The sequence below is a fragment of the Roseateles aquae genome (assembly GCF_032337115.1).
Lineage (GTDB): Bacteria > Pseudomonadota > Gammaproteobacteria > Burkholderiales > Burkholderiaceae_C > Roseateles_C > Roseateles_C aquae.
Genome location: NZ_JAVXZY010000012.1, coordinates 30849 through 46990 on the forward strand (window position 1 = coordinate 30849; position 16142 = coordinate 46990).

General features: G+C 68.6%; 15 protein-coding genes. 10 read left to right on the top strand and 5 right to left on the bottom strand.

Annotated features, from left to right (window positions below):
• Positions 1-126 precede the first annotated feature (126 nt).
• The gene (gene rbp / locus RQP53_RS22035) at positions 127-603 is read right to left on the bottom strand and encodes an RNA-binding regulator (protein WP_315652862.1); all 477 of its coding nucleotides are present in this window, start codon (positions 601-603) and stop codon (positions 127-129) included.
• Between the two features lie 280 nt (positions 604-883).
• On the opposite strand from rbp, the gene RQP53_RS22040 reads away from it, so the two are divergent.
• From RQP53_RS22040 to RQP53_RS22075, 8 genes are all read left to right on the top strand, one after another.
• Positions 884-1816, top strand: coding sequence for a hypothetical protein (locus RQP53_RS22040; RefSeq protein ID WP_315652863.1), 933 nt, complete (start codon positions 884-886; stop codon positions 1814-1816).
• On the top strand, positions 1816-2598 hold the full coding sequence (locus RQP53_RS22045) for a helical backbone metal receptor (protein WP_315652864.1): 783 nt from the start codon (positions 1816-1818) through the stop codon (positions 2596-2598). Before RQP53_RS22040 ends, RQP53_RS22045 begins: the two co-directional genes overlap by 1 nt.
• Before the next feature lie 14 nt (positions 2599-2612).
• A complete protein-coding gene (locus RQP53_RS22050; protein ID WP_315652865.1) occupies positions 2613-3254 on the top strand; it encodes a MarC family protein in 642 nt (213 codons plus the stop codon).
• Between the two features lie 7 nt (positions 3255-3261).
• Entirely contained in the window at positions 3262-3948 is a 687-nt protein-coding gene (gene creB / locus RQP53_RS22055) for a two-component system response regulator CreB (RefSeq protein WP_315652866.1), read from the top strand.
• Position 3949: 1 nt separating this feature from the next.
• Positions 3950-5410, top strand: a complete 1461-nt coding sequence (creC, locus tag RQP53_RS22060) for a two-component system sensor histidine kinase CreC (RefSeq protein WP_315652867.1) — start codon at positions 3950-3952, stop codon at positions 5408-5410.
• A gap of 53 nt (positions 5411-5463) precedes the next feature.
• Positions 5464-6804, top strand: a complete 1341-nt coding sequence (creD, locus tag RQP53_RS22065) for a cell envelope integrity protein CreD (RefSeq protein WP_315652868.1) — start codon at positions 5464-5466, stop codon at positions 6802-6804.
• A gap of 104 nt (positions 6805-6908) precedes the next feature.
• A complete protein-coding gene (locus tag RQP53_RS22070) occupies positions 6909-7388 on the top strand; it encodes a hypothetical protein (protein ID WP_315652869.1) in 480 nt (159 codons plus the stop codon).
• A 101-nt stretch (positions 7389-7489) separates the two neighbouring features.
• Positions 7490-9139 carry a GMC family oxidoreductase gene (locus RQP53_RS22075; RefSeq protein ID WP_315652870.1) on the top strand — a complete coding sequence of 550 codons (1650 nt, stop codon included), beginning with the start codon at positions 7490-7492 and terminating at the stop codon, positions 9137-9139.
• Between the two features lie 20 nt (positions 9140-9159).
• On the opposite strand, the gene RQP53_RS22080 is transcribed toward RQP53_RS22075, so the two are convergent.
• The gene (locus RQP53_RS22080) at positions 9160-10536 is read right to left on the bottom strand and encodes a leucyl aminopeptidase family protein (RefSeq protein WP_315652871.1); all 1377 of its coding nucleotides are present in this window, start codon (positions 10534-10536) and stop codon (positions 9160-9162) included.
• A gap of 85 nt (positions 10537-10621) precedes the next feature.
• Positions 10622-10981 carry a thioredoxin family protein gene (locus RQP53_RS22085; protein WP_315652872.1) on the bottom strand — a complete coding sequence of 120 codons (360 nt, stop codon included), beginning with the start codon at positions 10979-10981 and terminating at the stop codon, positions 10622-10624.
• Positions 10982-11223: 242 nt separating this feature from the next.
• On the opposite strand from RQP53_RS22085, the gene RQP53_RS22090 reads away from it, so the two are divergent.
• Entirely contained in the window at positions 11224-11385 is a 162-nt protein-coding gene (locus tag RQP53_RS22090; RefSeq protein WP_315652873.1) for a hypothetical protein, read from the top strand.
• Positions 11386-11504: 119 nt separating this feature from the next.
• Here the strand turns inward: RQP53_RS22090 and RQP53_RS22095 are convergent, their stop codons facing one another.
• Positions 11505-13838, bottom strand: coding sequence for a DEAD/DEAH box helicase (locus tag RQP53_RS22095; protein ID WP_315652874.1), 2334 nt, complete (start codon positions 13836-13838; stop codon positions 11505-11507).
• Between the two features lie 33 nt (positions 13839-13871).
• On the opposite strand from RQP53_RS22095, the gene RQP53_RS22100 reads away from it, so the two are divergent.
• Positions 13872-15137 carry a hypothetical protein gene (locus RQP53_RS22100; protein WP_315652875.1) on the top strand — a complete coding sequence of 422 codons (1266 nt, stop codon included), beginning with the start codon at positions 13872-13874 and terminating at the stop codon, positions 15135-15137.
• Here the strand turns inward: RQP53_RS22100 and RQP53_RS22105 are convergent, their stop codons facing one another.
• Positions 15138-16082, bottom strand: coding sequence for a DMT family transporter (locus tag RQP53_RS22105; protein WP_315652876.1), 945 nt, complete (start codon positions 16080-16082; stop codon positions 15138-15140). It abuts the gene before it with no gap.
• Positions 16083-16142: the final 60 nt, after the last annotated feature.

Sequence of the window (16142 nt, forward strand, 5' to 3'; positions counted from 1 at the left end):
GGCTGCTTCCAGTACATCCACACTTAACGCCAAAAGAGCCATGAAAAAAGGCAGCTCGATGAGCTGCCTTTCTTGCTTGTGTCCTCGGCATAGATCCGCAGCAAGTGCGGATCGCCTGGCCTGGGATCAGTAGCCGCCCGAACGGCCACCGCCGCCGTAACCGCCACCGCCGCCGAAGCCGCCGCCACCGGAACGGCCGCCGCCGCCGCCGTAGCCGCCGCCACCGGAGCGGCCACCGCCACCACCGTAGCCGCCACCACCGCCGCCGCCGCCGTAGCCGCCGCCACCCGAACGACCGCCGCCGAAGCCGCCGCCGCCCGAACGACCGCCGCCACCGAAGCCGCCCGGACGCTCTTCACGAGGACGGGCTTCGTTCACGACGATGGCGCGGCCTTCGAGGGCCTGGCCATTCATGCCATTGATGGCGGATTGTGCTTCGGCGTCCGAGCCCATTTCCACAAAGCCGAAGCCCTTGGAACGGCCGGTTTCGCGGTCCATCATGACCTTTGCGGAGGTCACAGTGCCAAATTGACCAAACGCCTCTTGCAGCGATTCGTCACGCACGCTATAGGCCAGATTGCCTACGTAAAGCTTGTTTCCCATGGGGAAGCCCTTTCAATACCAAATAACCATGTGGAGCTTCAACCCATCGTGAACCATTCAACCGAAGGCGCTGCATCCAGACACAGGTAAACGATTATGGGTGAGAGGTCCAGCCGTGCGCAAAGTGCCCAACTCTCACTGTTGTTTTTCAGCTTCTGCGAGAAAACCCGCAAAAAGCCGTCACCGACCCGTGAAACAGCGCGGTTAAACCGCGGTTTCGCGGCGGCCGCCTGCCTGAGGGTGGGTCGCTATGATGAGCCGCCCTTGGCCTGACTCCCCCATGCACCGAAAACTCACCCTGCAATCGCTCAGCCGTGTCTTTGCCAGCCTGGACGCGGTGCGCAACGGCCCGGCGCTGTATGCGCTGCTGGCCACCTTTTGTTTTGCCGGCCTGCTGCTGGCCATGGCCGAGGCCGAGGCCGATTTGGCCCGGGCCGATCAGCTCTGGGGCGGCATCTGGGGCGTCTGCTCGGTACTTGTCGCTTTTTATGGGGTCAACACCACCGGCCTGATCCTGATGGACCAGGCCCAGGGCCGGCCGCTGCGTGATGTGCAGGACGCCTTTTTTGACGCCTTGCGCTGCGCCCACCGCGGCGCGCTGAGCGTGCTGGCGCTGCTGCTGATGGCGGCGCTGCTGCTGGCGCTGCTGCTGGGCCTGCTCTGGGCGGTGCGCCTGCCGCGTATCGGCACAGCGCTGTTTGCCCTGCTGGTGCCGCTGGGGGTGCTGATGCTGGGCGGCATGGCTTTGGCGGGAGCGGTGCTGGTTGGGCCGCTGACCGGGCCATCGATCTGGGCCGGGCAGACGACGCGCACGACGATTCGGATGATGCTCAGCCACATGCGCTACCGGCTGCTGGATGTGGCCGCGCTGATGGGCACGGTGCTGGCATTGACGGCGGTGATGAGCGCGGCGGTCAGTCTGGTGCTGATGGCCGGCGGCCGGGCCATGGCGCTGCTGTCGATCTGGGTGGCCGGTGTCGACGTGCCGCCGCAGCAGCTGATGGCGGGCCTGTTTGGCTATGGCCTGCGCAGCCTGGGCGCCAGCGGCCTGCCGGCCACGGCCTCCGCGACCGGCCAGCTGACCGCAGCGCTGATCGGCGGCGGCGCTGTGTTTGCGCTGGCCCTGGTGCTGCCGACGCTGCTGTACCTGCGCGGCTGCTGCGCCGTCTATCTGGCGCTGCAGGACACGCCGGTGGAAGACGCGACGCTGTGATGAGCGGCCCGCCCCGCATCGCCTCGCTGGTGCCCTCGATCAGCGAGCTGCTCGCGGCCCTGGGCCTGGCGCCGCTGATGGTGGCGCGCACCGGCTTTTGCATCCATCCGGCCGAGACCATGGCCGCGATCGCCAAGGTCGGTGGCACCAAGGACGTCAATCTAGCCAAGCTGCGCCGGCTGGCGCCCAGCCATGTGATCGTCAATGTGGACGAGAACACGCTTGAGACCGTCGAGGCGTTGCGCGCGTTCGTGCCCGAGATCATCGTCACCCACCCGAATGCGCCGGCTGACAACCTGGTGCTGCTGCAGCAGTTACTTGATGCCTTTGGCAATCAGCCCGACGTGGCGGCGCGCGCCGAGGCGCTGGCCGGCGAGCTGCGTGCCGCACTGGCTGCCTGCGCCGCGCACAGCTGGCCGGGCGAGCGGGTGCTCTACCTGATCTGGCGCCAGCCCTGGATGACGGTGGCGCGCGACACCTATATCAGCCGCATGCTGGCCCAGGTCGGCTGGCAGAGCTGGCCGGCGGTGGACGGCGGCGCGCATGGCGCGGCGCGTTATCCGCAGCTGCGTGGCGAGGAGCCCTGGCTGGCCGACATCGACCGCGTGCTGCTCAGCTCCGAGCCCTACAGCTTCAATGCCAGCCATCTGGCCGAGGCGCAGGCGCTGTGCCCGCGGGCGCAGGTGCAGCTGGTCGACGGCGAGCTGCTCAGCTGGTACGGGCCGCGGGCCGCGGCTGGCTTGCGTTACCTGATGGCCTTGGCCGCAGACGGCACCGCATAACTCACAATCAGCGCATGGACATCTACAAGCCGCTCGTCGCCCTGCTGGCCATCGTCAACCCGATCGGCGTCGTGCCCTTCTACATCCACTACACGCAGACCTTCAGCAAGGCGCAGCGGCAGCAGACGATTGCCGTCAGTGCCTTCAGCGCTTTTCTGGTCATCGCCATCAGCGCGATCGCCGGCCTGCGGGTGATCGAATTCTTCGGCATCTCGCTGGCCAGCTTCCAGGTCGGCGGCGGCACGTTGCTGTTGATCAGCTCGCTGCAGATGCTCAACGCGCAGCCGGCCGAGTCGCGGGCCGAGGACGTCAGCGAGGGCGCCAGCAAGGCGGCGTCCGGTGCCAGCATCGCCGTCGTGCCGCTGACCATCCCGCTCCTGACCGGCCCGGCGACGATCTCGACCATGGTCATCTACGCCGAGAAGACCCGCCACTGGTGGGAGCTGGCGGTGCTGGTGGGTTACGGCGTCGTTGTCGGCGCGGTGACCTATCTGGTGTTTTCCGCGGCCGGCCGCATTGCCCGCGTGCTGGGCCAGACCGGCATCAACATCATGACCCGGCTGATGGGCCTGATCCTCGCGGCGCTGGCGGTCGAACTGCTGGCCGACGGCCTAGTCAAGCTGTTCCCGGTGCTGGCCTCGCATCTGGCCAACTGAGGGGCGGGTGGTGACGCGCATCCTGCTGCTGGAGGACGATCCGGCCATCGCTCACACGGTGCAGTTCAGCTTGGAGCGGGAGGGCTGGCAGGTCGAGCACCAGAGCTGGCTGCATGAGGCCCGCCTCAGCCTGCAGCAAGCGCCTCCCGACCTGGCCTTGCTGGACCTCGGCCTGCCCGATGGCAATGGCCTGGACCTCTGTCGCGAGCTGCGCCAGCAGGGCAGCCTGCCCATCATGATCCTGAGCGCCCGCGCCGAGGAATGGGATCGCGTGCTGGGCCTGGAGCTGGGCGCCGACGACTACCTGAGCAAGCCCTTCAGCCCGCGTGAGCTGGTGGCGCGGGTGCGTGCGCTGCTGCGCCGTGCCCAGGCCAGCGCCGCACTGCCGGTGGCCAACCAGGGCGGTTTCGTCATCGAGGGCGAGGGCACAAGGCTGCTGTTCGAGGGCCAGCTCTTGCCGCTGACGCGCCGCGAACTGGGCCTGCTCAAGACCTTGCTGGCCGCGCCTTCGCGGATCTTCAGCCGCGAGCACCTGCTCGATGCCGTCTGGGGGCTGTCGGCCGAGAGCCTGGACCGCACGGTCGACACGCATATCAAGACGCTGCGCGCCAAGCTGCGCCAGGCGGCACCGCAGCGCGACCCGATACGCACGCACCGCGGCCTTGGCTACTCGCTGGAACTGGACGACGATTGACATGCGCCTCGGCCTGCGCCTGTTCTTTGCCTTCTTCCTGATCACCGGCCTGACCGCCTTCTTCGTGCTGCGGGTCTTTCTGGGCGAGGTCAAGCCCAGCGTGCGCGAGGTGATGGAAGACCTGATGGTGGACACCGCCCACCTCGTTGCCGAGGCCGCGGCGCAGGAGATGGCGCTGCTGGAGCCGGGGCAGTCACTGGCCGAGGGGCATCTGGCGCAGCAGCTCAGTGCCTATGCCAAGCGCTCGGTCGACGCGCGCATCTGGGGCTTGCGCAAGCAGAGCCTGGACTTGCGCATCTATCTGACCGATGCCCGGGGTCAGGTCTTGCTCGACAGCGATCCGCAGTCCGCGGTGGGTCAGGACTATTCGCAATGGCGCGATGTGGCGCTGGCCCTGCGCGGCGAATACGGGGCACGCACCAGCAATGCGATCGATGGCGATGAGCGCAGCGCCGTCATGTATGTGGCCGCGCCGGTGCGGGCGCCGCTGAGCTCGCCCTTGGCCGGCCGCACGCTGGGCGTGGTCACCGTGGCCAAGCCGCTGGCTTCGGTGCAGCGTTTCATCGACCGCGCCGAGCAGCGCATCCTGGTGGCGGGCCTGTCGTTGCTGCTGTTCTCTATGGCCATAGGTGTCGCGGTGACGGGCTGGCTGGTGATGTCGGTACGGCGGCTGCGCAACTATGCTCAGCAGGTGCAGGCCGGCGAACGCCAGGAGCTGCCCCAGGTGCCGGGCGAACTCGGTGATCTGGCCCGCGCGATGGAGGCCATGCGGCTGCGGCTGGAGGGGCGCGAGCACATCGAACAGACGGTGCGTGCGCTGACCCACGAGCTGAAGAGCCCGCTGGCCGCGATGCGCGGCGCCGGCGAACTGCTGCAAGACGAGCTGGCCCCGGCGGACCGCCAGCGCTTCGCCGTCCAGGTGGTCGAGCAGAGCGAGCGCATGCGCGAGCTGATTGATCGCATGCTGGAACTCTCCAAGCTGGAGTTGCAGCGGGGGCCTGCTCACCCCGAGCGGCTGCGGCTCGATGTGCTGTTCCAAGCCGTGCTGGACCAGCAGGCCGACCGCATCACGCAACGCCAGCTGCAGCTGCGCTTCCTGAAAACGGAGCCGCTGCTGGTTGACGCCGATGCCGAGATGCTGACGCTGGCGCTGAGCAATCTGCTCAGCAATGCGCTGGACTTCGCGCCGACGGGCTCGGTGCTGGAGCTGGCGATCTGGCGCGAAGGCAGCATCAGCTGCGTGTCGCTGCGCGATCATGGCCCCGGCGTGCCGGACTTCGCGATGCAGCAGCTGGGCCGGCGCTTCTTCTCCACGGCGCGTCCCGACGGCGGGGGCAAGGGCTCGGGCCTGGGCCTGGCGATCGCGATGCAGGTGGCGGCCCTGCATGGCGGCGGCCTGCAGTTCGAAGCCGCAGCACCAGGATTGCGCGTGCGCTTCACACTGGCTTCACCCACTTCCTGAAGGCTTCACCAACACTGCCGACAGTGGGCACCTTTTCGCGAGGAGCCTTCTACATGGCACGAAGCTGGTTGATCAAATCCCTGGTACTGGCCGGTCTTGGCCTGCTCTTGTCACTGGTCTTGCTGCGCATCGGTTGGCTGGTCGATGAGCGACAGGCGCGCCAGGCCGAGGCGGTGCGCAGCGTCGAGGAATCGCTCGCCGGCGCCCAGCTGATGTTGGGGCCTGTGCTGACCCGGGTCTGCACCGAACAATGGGGGGCCTGGGCCGGCGAAGGCCGCGAGCGCCAGCTGCAGGCGCAGAGCCGCCAGTTCCGGCTCAGCGCCGTGCCCGGCGATCTGCAGCTGAAAGCCCAGCTCGATCCCGAGCCGCGCTACCGGGGGCTGTTCAAGGTCAATGGCTATGCCGGCCATCTGCAGCTGGCGGCCCAGTGGCCCGCGCTCGGCAAGCTGGAGCCCCATGCGGAGCACGCCGGCGGCCGGCTGCATTGCGAGGTGCCGCGCTTGATGCTGGCTGCCAGCGATGTGCGCGGCCTGCGCAGCGTCTCGCTCAGTGCTGCTGGGCAGGCGTTGGCGGTGCGCCCAGGCACCGGGCATCCCAGCTACCCGCAAGGCCTGCATGCCGACTTGCCTGAGGTGGTGATGAATGGCCAAGCTCTGCAAGTGCAGATGCAGCTGGAACTGGCGGGCACCCAGCGCTTCGCGCTGATACCGGCGGCCGCGTCAACCCGCCTGGAGCTGCAATCGGGCTGGCCGCATCCCAGCTTTGGCGGCCGCTTTCTGCCAACGCGGCGTGAGGTCAGCGATCAGGGCTTCACAGCGCTGTGGCAGGTCTCGGAGCTGGCCAGCACGGCGGGCGACTGGGTCGAGCATGGCCGGCCCTTGCGCGGCTTGAGCAGCGGTGATCAGCTTGCCGACGCTGACAGCCTGAGCTTCGACATGGTGGACCCGATCAATCCCTATGTGATGAGCGACCGCGCCATCAAATACGGCCTGATGTTCATCCTGCTCACCTTCACCTGCGTCTCCTTGGTGGAGCTGCTTTCGGGTCGCCGTGTGCACCCGGTGCAGTACCTGCTGGTCGGCCTGGCCCAGTGCCTGTTCTTCCTCTTGCTGCTGAGCCTGTCGGAGCAGCTGAGTTTTGCCTCGTCCTACGCGCTGGCGGCGCTGGCCGCAGTGGGCCTGCTGGGTGTCTACGGTGCCAGCATGCTGGGCCACTGGCGCCGCGGCCTGCTGTTCGGGTCTGGGCTGGCCGCGCTCTATGGCGCGCTGTTCGTGCTCCTGCGCCTGGAGCAAGCTGCCTTAATCGTCGGTTCGCTGCTGCTGTTTGCCACCCTGGCCACGGTGATGATGCTGACCCGCAAGCTGGACTGGTACGCCTTGGCCGAGCTGCGCTGAAACCCCAGGCCGCCACCCCATCCGATGCCGCTACCATGCGGCCCGGCCGGTGCTGGTACGCAGCGCCGGCCGTTCCAAATAAAGAGGGTTTGAGGAGGGCTGCGGTGAAGAAGATTTTTTGGGCGCTTGTGCTGCTGGGCGCATGGTTTGCGCATGGGCGGCTGGTTTTTGCCGAAGACCGGCTGGTGCAGTGGCTGGGGCAGCACGAGGGGCAGATCTGGTCCGGCGACTCCAAGGCCTGCGAGGCCTATACCGACAACGTCGAGGTCAGTATCCGTTCCGACGAACGCGAAGGCGATTGGGAGGTGGAAGGCGGCAAGGAGGAACTCTGCGGCTACTACCACAAGGCCTCGGCGGCCTTTGCACTGCTGGACGCCAGCACACATACCGAATTCAGCGAGGTGTCGGTGCAGCGCAAGGGCTTCCCCTGGACCGAGGCCAAGCTGAGCTATGTCGCCCGCGTCACGCTGCAAATGCCCCGGCTGCCGGACAAACACATCGTCTCGCACGATCAGCTGACGCTGGTGCGCACGCTGCAGGGGCTGAAGATCAAGTCCATCGAGTCGCAAAGCGTGCAGCGCTGAGCGCGCCGCTGCAGTAGGCGGCTGGGGATGCAGCCAGCCGCAAGCTCGACTACGTAGCTTTGCGCTTGCGGCCATCGCTGGGCTGAGCCAGCATCGGGCGCATGAGCTTTGACACCATCATCGTTGGCGCCGGCACGGCCGGCTGCCTGCTGGCCAACCGGCTGTCGGCCGATCGTGGCAAGCGCGTGCTCTTGCTGGAGGCCGGCGGGCGGGACGATTACCACTGGATCCACATTCCGGTGGGCTATCTCTACTGCATCGGCAACCCGCGCACCGACTGGCTTTACAAGACCGAGCCCGATGCCGGGCTGAACGGGCGCAGCCTGCGTTACCCGCGCGGCAAGGTGCTGGGCGGCTGCTCCAGCATCAACGGCATGATCTATATGCGCGGCCAGTCGCGCGATTACGAGGCCTGGGCCGAGGCTGCCGGCGATGAGGCCTGGCGCTGGGGTCAGGTCTTGCCCTTCTTCAAGCAGCACGAGAACCACTGGCGGCTCGATGCGCCAGCCGGCGTCAGCGAGCGCTTCAAGGCCTTGCACGGCCATGGTGGCGAGTGGCGAGTCGAGCGGCAGCGGCTGCGCTGGGACGTGCTCGATGCCTTCGCCGAGGCGGCCCAGCAGGCCGGCATTCCGGCCAGCGATGATTTCAACGGCGGCAGCAATGAGGGCGTCGGCTACTTCGAGGTCAACCAGCGCGGCGGCTGGCGCTGGAACACGGCCAAGGCCTTTCTGCGGCCCACCTGCCTGGGCCGGCCCAATTTCGAGCTCTGGACCGGCGCGCAGGTGCGCCACCTGCAGTTCGATGAGAGCAGCGGCCAGCGCCGCTGCTGCGGCGCCGAAGTGATGACGCCGCATGGCCTGGAGACGGTGCGCCTGAACCCGGGCGGCGAGCTGGTGCTGGCGGCCGGGGCGATCGGTTCGCCACAGATCCTGCAGCTGTCTGGCGTCGGTCCGGCCGAACTGCTGCAGCGTCATGGCATCGATGTCGTGCAGGCGCTGGACGGCGTCGGGGCCAATCTGCAGGACCATCTGCAGATCCGCACGGTCTTCAAGGTGCAGGGCGTGAAGACGCTCAACACCATGGCCAACAGCCTCTGGGGCAAGGCACGCATCGGCCTGGAGTACGCGCTGCGCCGCAGCGGGCCGATGAGCATGGCGCCTTCACAGCTTGGCGCTTTCACGCGCAGCAGTGCGGCCAAGGTCTGGCCCGACCTGGAATACCACGTGCAGCCCTTGTCGCTCGATGCCTTTGGCGAGCCGCTGCACCGCTTCAACGCGATCACCGCCAGCGTCTGCAATCTGAACCCGACCAGCCGCGGCACGGTGCAGATCCGTTCGGCCGGGGCGGCCGTGGCGCCGGCCATTGCGCCGAACTATCTGAGCACCGAGGAAGACCGCCGCATTGCCGCGGAGAGCCTGCGCCTGACCCGCAAGATCCTTGCGCAGCCGGCTTTGGCCCGCTACCGGCCCGAGGAATACAAGCCAGGCCCGCAGTACCAGAGCGACGAGGAACTGGCGCGGCTGGCCGGCGATATCGCGACGACCATCTTCCACCCGGTCGGCACCTGCAAGATGGGCCGCGACGACGACCCGCTGGCCGTCGTCGACAGCCGGCTGCGGGTGCGTGGCATCGCCGGTCTGCGCGTCGTCGACGCCAGCGTGATGCCCACCATCACCAGCGGCAACACCAACTCACCGACGCTGATGATTGCCGAGCGGGCGGCGCAGTGGTTGCTCGAAGCACGGCGCTGAGGCTGTGCGGAGGCAAGCGATCAGCCGCCGAAACGCTCTTCCAGATAGGCCAAGAGCGTGCGCAGCGTCTGCGCTTCGCCGCCCACCGGGCGGCCGGCGCGGGCGACATCGTTCCAGGCGAACAGGTCGATGTGCAGCCAGTCCTGCTGCAGGGGCAGGAAGTACTCGAGGAACAGCGCGGCATTGATCGCGCCGGCCAGCGCATTGCGGCCGGTGTTGACGATGTCGCCGATGCTGGACGCGATGCCTTCCTGGTACGGCGCCCACAGCGGCATATGCCAGAGCGGGTCGTCGAGCTTCAGGCCCAGATCGACCAGCTCGCGGGCGGTGTCCATATGCTTGGCGAACAGCGCCGGCAGCTGGCCACCCAGGGCCACGCGGGCAGCGCCGGTCAGCGTGGCCAGATCGATCACCAGCTCGGGCTTGTGCTCAGCCGCGTAGGCCAGCGCATCGGACAGCACGACGCGGCCTTCAGCATCGGTATTGCCGATCTCGATCTGCAGGCCCTTGCGGGTCTTGATCACATCGCCGGGGCGGTAGGCATTGCCGGCCACGGCGTTTTCGACGGCCGGGATCAGCAGCTGCAGGCGCACCGGCAGCTTCAGCGTCATGATCAGGCTGGCCAGGCCGATCGCGTTGGCCGCGCCGCCCATGTCCTTCTTCATCTGGCGCATGCCCTCGGCGCTCTTCAGGTCGAGGCCGCCGGTATCGAAGCACACACCCTTGCCGACCAGGCTGATCAGCGGGTCCTTGGCGCGGCCCCAGTTCAGCTCGATCAAGCGCGGCGCCCGGTGCGAGGCGCGGCCAACCGCGTGGATGGCCGGGAAGTTCTGCTTCAGCAGCGCATCACCGACGATCTGCTTGAACTTGGCGCCATGTTGTTTGGCGATCAGCTGCACCGCGGTGGCCAGCTCTTCCGGGCCCATGTGCTCGGCCGGCGTGTTGACCAGATCGCGGGTGGCGCAGATGGCGGTGGCCAGGGCGAGGCCGCGTTCGCCGTCAACGCCAGGCGGCAGCACCAGCTCGGCCGGCGTGCGCGATTCGCGCTTGTAGACATCGAATTGGTAGGCGCCCAGCTCCCAGGACAGCGCGGCCTGCTCGGTGCTGATGGCCAGGCCCTCATCACTGAGGTAGTAGCGGCCGGCCGGCAGGGCCAGCGGCAGGGCGGCCAGTGCAAACGGGTGGGCGGCGTGGGCCACGCCGGCAAAGACCTGGCCGAGCTTGCCATCGGCACCGGGCACCAGCGCGAAGCTGTCGGGGGCGGCCACAAAGCCGACCGTGGCCAGCCAGTTCTGGGTCGGCTTGGGCAGCTGGGGTGCCAAGGCCTGGAAGGCCTGGCGATCCAGCGCAATGATGGGCGTGGCCCGGGCCACAGAGCTTTGCAGGAGGACGGTCATGGTGAGGGGCGCAACAGATGAGCGAGGCCGCGATTGTCGCCTGAGTGCGAAAACCGCCCTCCGCCGGTTTGCCGGCCGCGCTGAATCAGCAGCTGTGCTGCAGCCGGGACAGCAGGGCCTGGGCGGCCGGCCCGGCCTTGGCCGCCGGTGCATTCAGCATCGCCTCCAGCAGGCGCTGGGCGGCGCCGGGCTGGGGCAGCACCGGGCCCAGAAAGCGCAGTTCCTCGCCGACGCCGATCAGCAGCGTCGGGAAGGTTTCCACCTCCAGGTCGCCGACCAGCTCGGCATCGTCCTCGATATCAACCCAGACAAAGCGGTAGGCCGGGTTTTGCTCGCGCAGCTCGGCAAAGCTGGCGTGATAGCTCTCGCAGGTGCGGCACCACTCGGCACACAGGCAGGCGACGAGCACGGTGGCGGCTTTCGGGGACGGGGCGCTGCTGGACATCGGCCGAGCTTAGCCAAGTTCCAGCCCGTCCCCCATGAAGGCTTGCCCGACGTTGCAGCGAGGCGACGGCCGGGCGAACAGCGGCCAGGCGCATGGGTTCGTCGCCGGCGCTTTGCCGCGGCCAAAAGTTTTTGAAAATTTTTGTGAATTCGCTGTCAACCGGCCGGACGCGACCCTCGTTAGAGCGTCAACCCGCCGGGAAATCAAGCCGGCAGGCCCAGAGAGAAAAGGTCTCCGCCATGATGATGAAGTCACAACATCGCACCGAAACCCAGCCGCGCCCCATCCCGATGCCGGAGTGGAACGCCGACAAGGGTCGCAAGCACGAAGCCTTTGAATGCGGCAGCCTGGGATGCGACCGCCGCAGCCTGGCCCGCGCCCAGCGTTTCGACCGCAAGCGCTGAGCCGCCCAGCCTCCTACGGACGCCATCACGGCGTCCCGCCACAAGCGCCTCCGGGCGCTTTTGTCATTTCTGACGCGCAAATTCGGGAGAATTTACGCAAGTGAGCGCAGGCTCACACATCAATCGTCGGCATCTTCCAGCGGTGCCAGCAGCCGTTCGAGATCGGGCGCGCTGAACTTGTCGAGCCGCGTGCCGCTGTCGCTGCCCAGCACGCCCTCGGCCAGATCACGCTTCCTTTGCTGCAATTCCAGCATCCGCTCTTCGATGCTGCCCTGCACCAGCAGCTGATAGACAAAGACCGGTTTGTCCTGGCCGATCCGGTGGGCACGGGCGCTGGCCTGGGCCTGGACGGCCGGGTTCCACCAAGGGTCCAGATGCAGCACGGTATCGGCCGCGGTCAGGTTCAGGCCGACGCCGCCGGCCTTCAGGCTGGCCAGCAGCAGCGGGCATTGCAGGGCCTGGAACTGGCCGACGATCTCGCCGCGCCTGGCCGCCGGCGTATCGCCGCTGAGCAGCAGATGCGGCAGCTGCAAGGCCCGCAGTTCGGTGCTCAAAAGGCCCAGCATCTCGGTGAACTGCGAGAACACCAAGACCCGCCGGCCCTGGGCCAGCCAGTCGGGCAGGGTCTCGCGCAGCCAGTCCAGCTTGGCGCGTTCGACGCCCGGGGGCAGGCTCATGCCCTTGAGCAGATGCGGGTCGCAGCAGACCTGGCGCAGCTTGAGCATGGCGTCCAGCACGCTGATCAGCTGGCCGCCAAAGCCCTGGCGGGCCAGGATGCGGCGCACCTGATGGTCTGCCGCCACACGCACGCTTTCGTACAGCGATTTCTGCTGCCCCTGCAGGCTGACCCGCTTGATGATCTCGCTGCGCGGCGGCAGCTCGACGGCCACCTCGTCCTTCTTCCGGCGCAGGATGAAGGGGCGCACCCGCGCGGCCAGCAAGCGCGCCCGCGGCCCCTCGCCATTGACCTCGATCGGTTTGCGCCAATGGCGGGCAAAGCTGCGCGCATCGCCCAGCAGCCCCGGCAGCAGAAAGTCGAACTGTGACCACAGCTCACCCAGATGGTTTTCCAGCGGCGTGCCCGTCATGGCCAGCCGGTGCCGGGCCTGCAGCCGGCGCAGCGCCCGGGCGGCGCGGGCATGGGCGTTCTTGACTGCCTGGGCCTCGTCGAGGATCAGCAGATGAAAGGGCTGGGCCATGAGCGCGCGCAGATCGCGCCAGACTAGGCCATAGCTGCACAGCAGCAGGTCGTGCTCGGCCATCTGCGGCCACAGCGCGGCGCGATCGGGGCCATGCAGCAGCAGCACGCGCAGGCCCGGCGCCACGCGGGCGGCCTCCTGCTGCCAGTTGAACAGCAGCGAGGTCGGCATGATGACCAGGGCCGGCCGGTCCAGCCGCCCGGCCAGCTTTTCCTGCCAGACATGGGCCAGCGCCTGCGCCGTCTTGCCCAGGCCCATCTCGTCGGCCAGGATGCCGCCCAGGCCCTGGGCGCGCAGGTATTGCAGCCAGGCCAGACCCTGCAGCTGGTAGGGCCGCAGTTGCAGGCCCAGCCCCGGAGGTTCGGCCACCGGCGGTGGCGCGCCCACGGCGAGCAGGCGTTGGCCCAGCGCGCGCAGGCCGGCGTCGCCGGCGATCTGCCAGCGGCCGGGAGCCTCATCAAAGGCGGCCAGGCGGTCGGCATCCCAGTCGTTCAGCCGGATCGGGCCGCCGCGAGCCAGCGCGCTGCTGTTGCCCAGCAGATCGAGCAGCTGGCCCAGCAGGGTTTTCAGTGGCGCAGCCGGCGTGTGCAGGCGCCGACCGCCCGGCGCGCGCAGCCGGATCACGGCGGCCGGGTCGATCTCTTCCAGCAGATCGACGCGCAGCCAGCGCTTGTCGCGACGCAGCAGGTCGGCGATCAGCGGGGCCAGGTCGATCTTCTCGCCTTCGACCTCGATGCCCAGGCTGAGCAGCCAGGCACCCTGGCGCCGGGCCAGCGCGGTCGGGCTGAGTTGGCGGGCGGCGGCGGCCTCGTCGGGCGACAGATCCAGCGCCCAGGCATTGATGGCCTGGCTGTGGTGGGCAAAGCCGGACAGCAGGCGGATCTGCCAGCCCTCGGCCTCCAGCGCCGGGGCCTGTTCGTCGAGCAGATCGGCGAACTGGGCTTCCTGCACCAGCGTCCACAGGCTGCCGCTGGCGATCACCGGCGCCGGGTTTTGCCGCCACTGCAGCTGGGCCGGCTCGACCGGCTGGGCGCCCAAGGCGGCCAGCCTTTGCAGCAAGGCCGTGTGTGTGGCATCGCCGCGGCGCAGCGCCTGCTCGGGCAGGCCGCCGGCGGCCGGCAGGAACAAGCGCATCACCGTCAGCTGATCGCCGCGCGGCCCCAGCTTGCCGGCCGGACGCATGCCGAGCAGGCCATCGCCGCGGGCCCAGGTCTGCAGCTCGAGGATGGCCAGCGGTGGCAGGGGTGAAATCATGCCGGCATTGTTCCAGCTGGCGACAATGCAGCGATGAAGAAACTCGTGCGCCCGCTGTTCTGGACCTTGCTCCTGCTGCCCCTGGTCACCGTGCTGCTGGTCCTTGGCTTGGCGCTGCAGGGCGAGCCGGCGGCGCCGCTGGCCGGCAAGGCCGATGCCGAGCGGCTGCTGCAGATCAAGAGCCGGCTGGCCCGCCAGGACCCGCGCCAGCTGCCGCCCGGCGGCGTGCGCGTGGTGGCGCTGGAGCGCGCCGATCTGGAGCTGCTGATTGGCCAGGCGTTGGCGCATTTCCGCCCGGCCGGCGCTGCGCTGACGATGCGCCCGCACGAGGCCAGTCTGGCAGCCAGCATCGCCCTGCGCCGCGATGGCAGCGGCCCCTGGCTGAATCTGCGCGCCGAGCTGCGGGAAACCGGCGGCTGGCCAGAGGTGCAGCGGCTGCGGCTGGGCCAGCTGCCGGTGCCGCGCTGGGTGGCCGTGTGGGCGCTGCGCGAGCTGGTGCAGCGGATGAGCGTGCAGGCCGAGGCCGATCTGGCCGTCGATCTGATCAAGCACATCGGCTTTGCGCCGCAGCAGCTCAGCCTCAGCTACGAGTGGCGGCAGGACAGCCTAGATCAGATGCTCAGCACGCTGTGGCCGCGCCGGGACGTGCCGCTGGCCGAGGCCTACAACGGCCATCTGGTGAGGCTCTGCCAGGCGCGCAAGCCGGGCGAAGCGGCTTCGCTGGCCGAGCTGCTGCCGGCGATGTTCGAGCTGGTACGGCAGCGCACAGCCGCCGGCGCCGAGCCCGGCCGCGAAAACCTGACGGCGCTGCTGACACTGGCCCTGCATGCCAGCGGCCAGCACTGGAGCAAATTGCTGCCGGCGGCGCGGGCCTGGCCACGCGCGGCGCCGCTGCTGCTGACCTTGGACCAGCGCGACGATTTCGCGCAGCACTTCCTGATCTCGACCGTGCTCGCCATCGAAGGCGGCGGGCCGCTGGCCGATGCGATCGGTATCTACAAGGAAGTCGCCGACTCGCACGGCGGCAGCGGCTTCTCCTTCAACGACATCGCGGCCGACCGCGCCGGCACGCAGTTGGGTTTGCTGGCAGCCAGCGATCCGCTGCGGCTGCAAATGCTGCTGCTCAAACCCGGGCTGCGCGAGCTGGACTTCATGCCGGTGGTCGCCGACCTGCCCGAATTCCTCAGCGATGCCGATTTCAAGTCTCGCTATGGCGGCGTCGGTGGTCTGGGCTACCAGCAGATGCTGGCCAGCATCAACGCCCGGGTCGCGGCGCTGCCGTTCTACCGCGGGAACTGATCAGCGCTGGCTCCAGATCACGCCGGCAATGATCAGCACCATGCCGATCACCGAGGCGCTGTCCGGGAATTCGCCGAACACCGGCATGGCCAGCAGTGCGGCCAGCACCGGCGCCAAGGCACCGCCGGTGGCCGCGCGTTGGGCGCCCAGCCGGGCGATGGCATAGGAATAGCTCAGCGTCGACACTAGGCCCACGCCCAGGCCCTGCAGGCCCAGATGCAGCCAGAACTGCGAGGCCGGCAGCGCCAGCAGGCCCAGCGGCGGATGCCAGATCAGCCAGGGCGCCAGCAGCAGCAACGAGACGCAGGAGATCAGTGCTGCCGCCTCGACCGGCGCGAGCTTCGCGGCCCGCAGTGCCAGCGTGTAGTTGGCCCACATCAGGCTGCCGAGCAGGAACAGCGCATAGCCCTGGGCCAGTTCACCCTCGCCGTGGTGCCAGGCCAGCAAGGTGGCCACGCCGCTGCCAATCATCAGCAGGGCCGGCCAGCGCGACAGCGCCTGGCGCCCTTGAGCGGCGGCGGCCAGCAGGGCGACGAAGAGTGGGATGGTGCCGGGGATCAGCGTGCTGCCGTCGACCACCGGCGCATGGCGCATGCCGGTGCCGGCGACCAGGAAGTAAGGCAGGCCAGCGCCGGCGACGATGCTCAGCCACAGGCGCAGCGGCAGCGCGGCAAAGCGCTCGCGGCGGCGCCACAGCACCGGCGCAAACACCAGGCCTGCCGGCAAGAAGCGGATCAGCGCCAGCTCGGCCGGCGCCAGATGGGCACGGGCCCCAGCGCGCAGCGAGATGAAGAAACCGGCCCAGATGGCCACGGTCAAGGCCAGCGCCAGACCGCCAAGCACGGCCGGGTTGGCGAACAGGCTCGGGTTCAGTGCCTGAGTGGGCAGCGCGGCGCCGGCCGGCAGTGGGGTGAGGGTCGTGGTGGGGCGCGCGGGGGCTGGCATGGCGATTCAGGGTTACTACTAGGAAGCGGGAATTCTCGTCAGAGGGCAGCGGCTGAAATC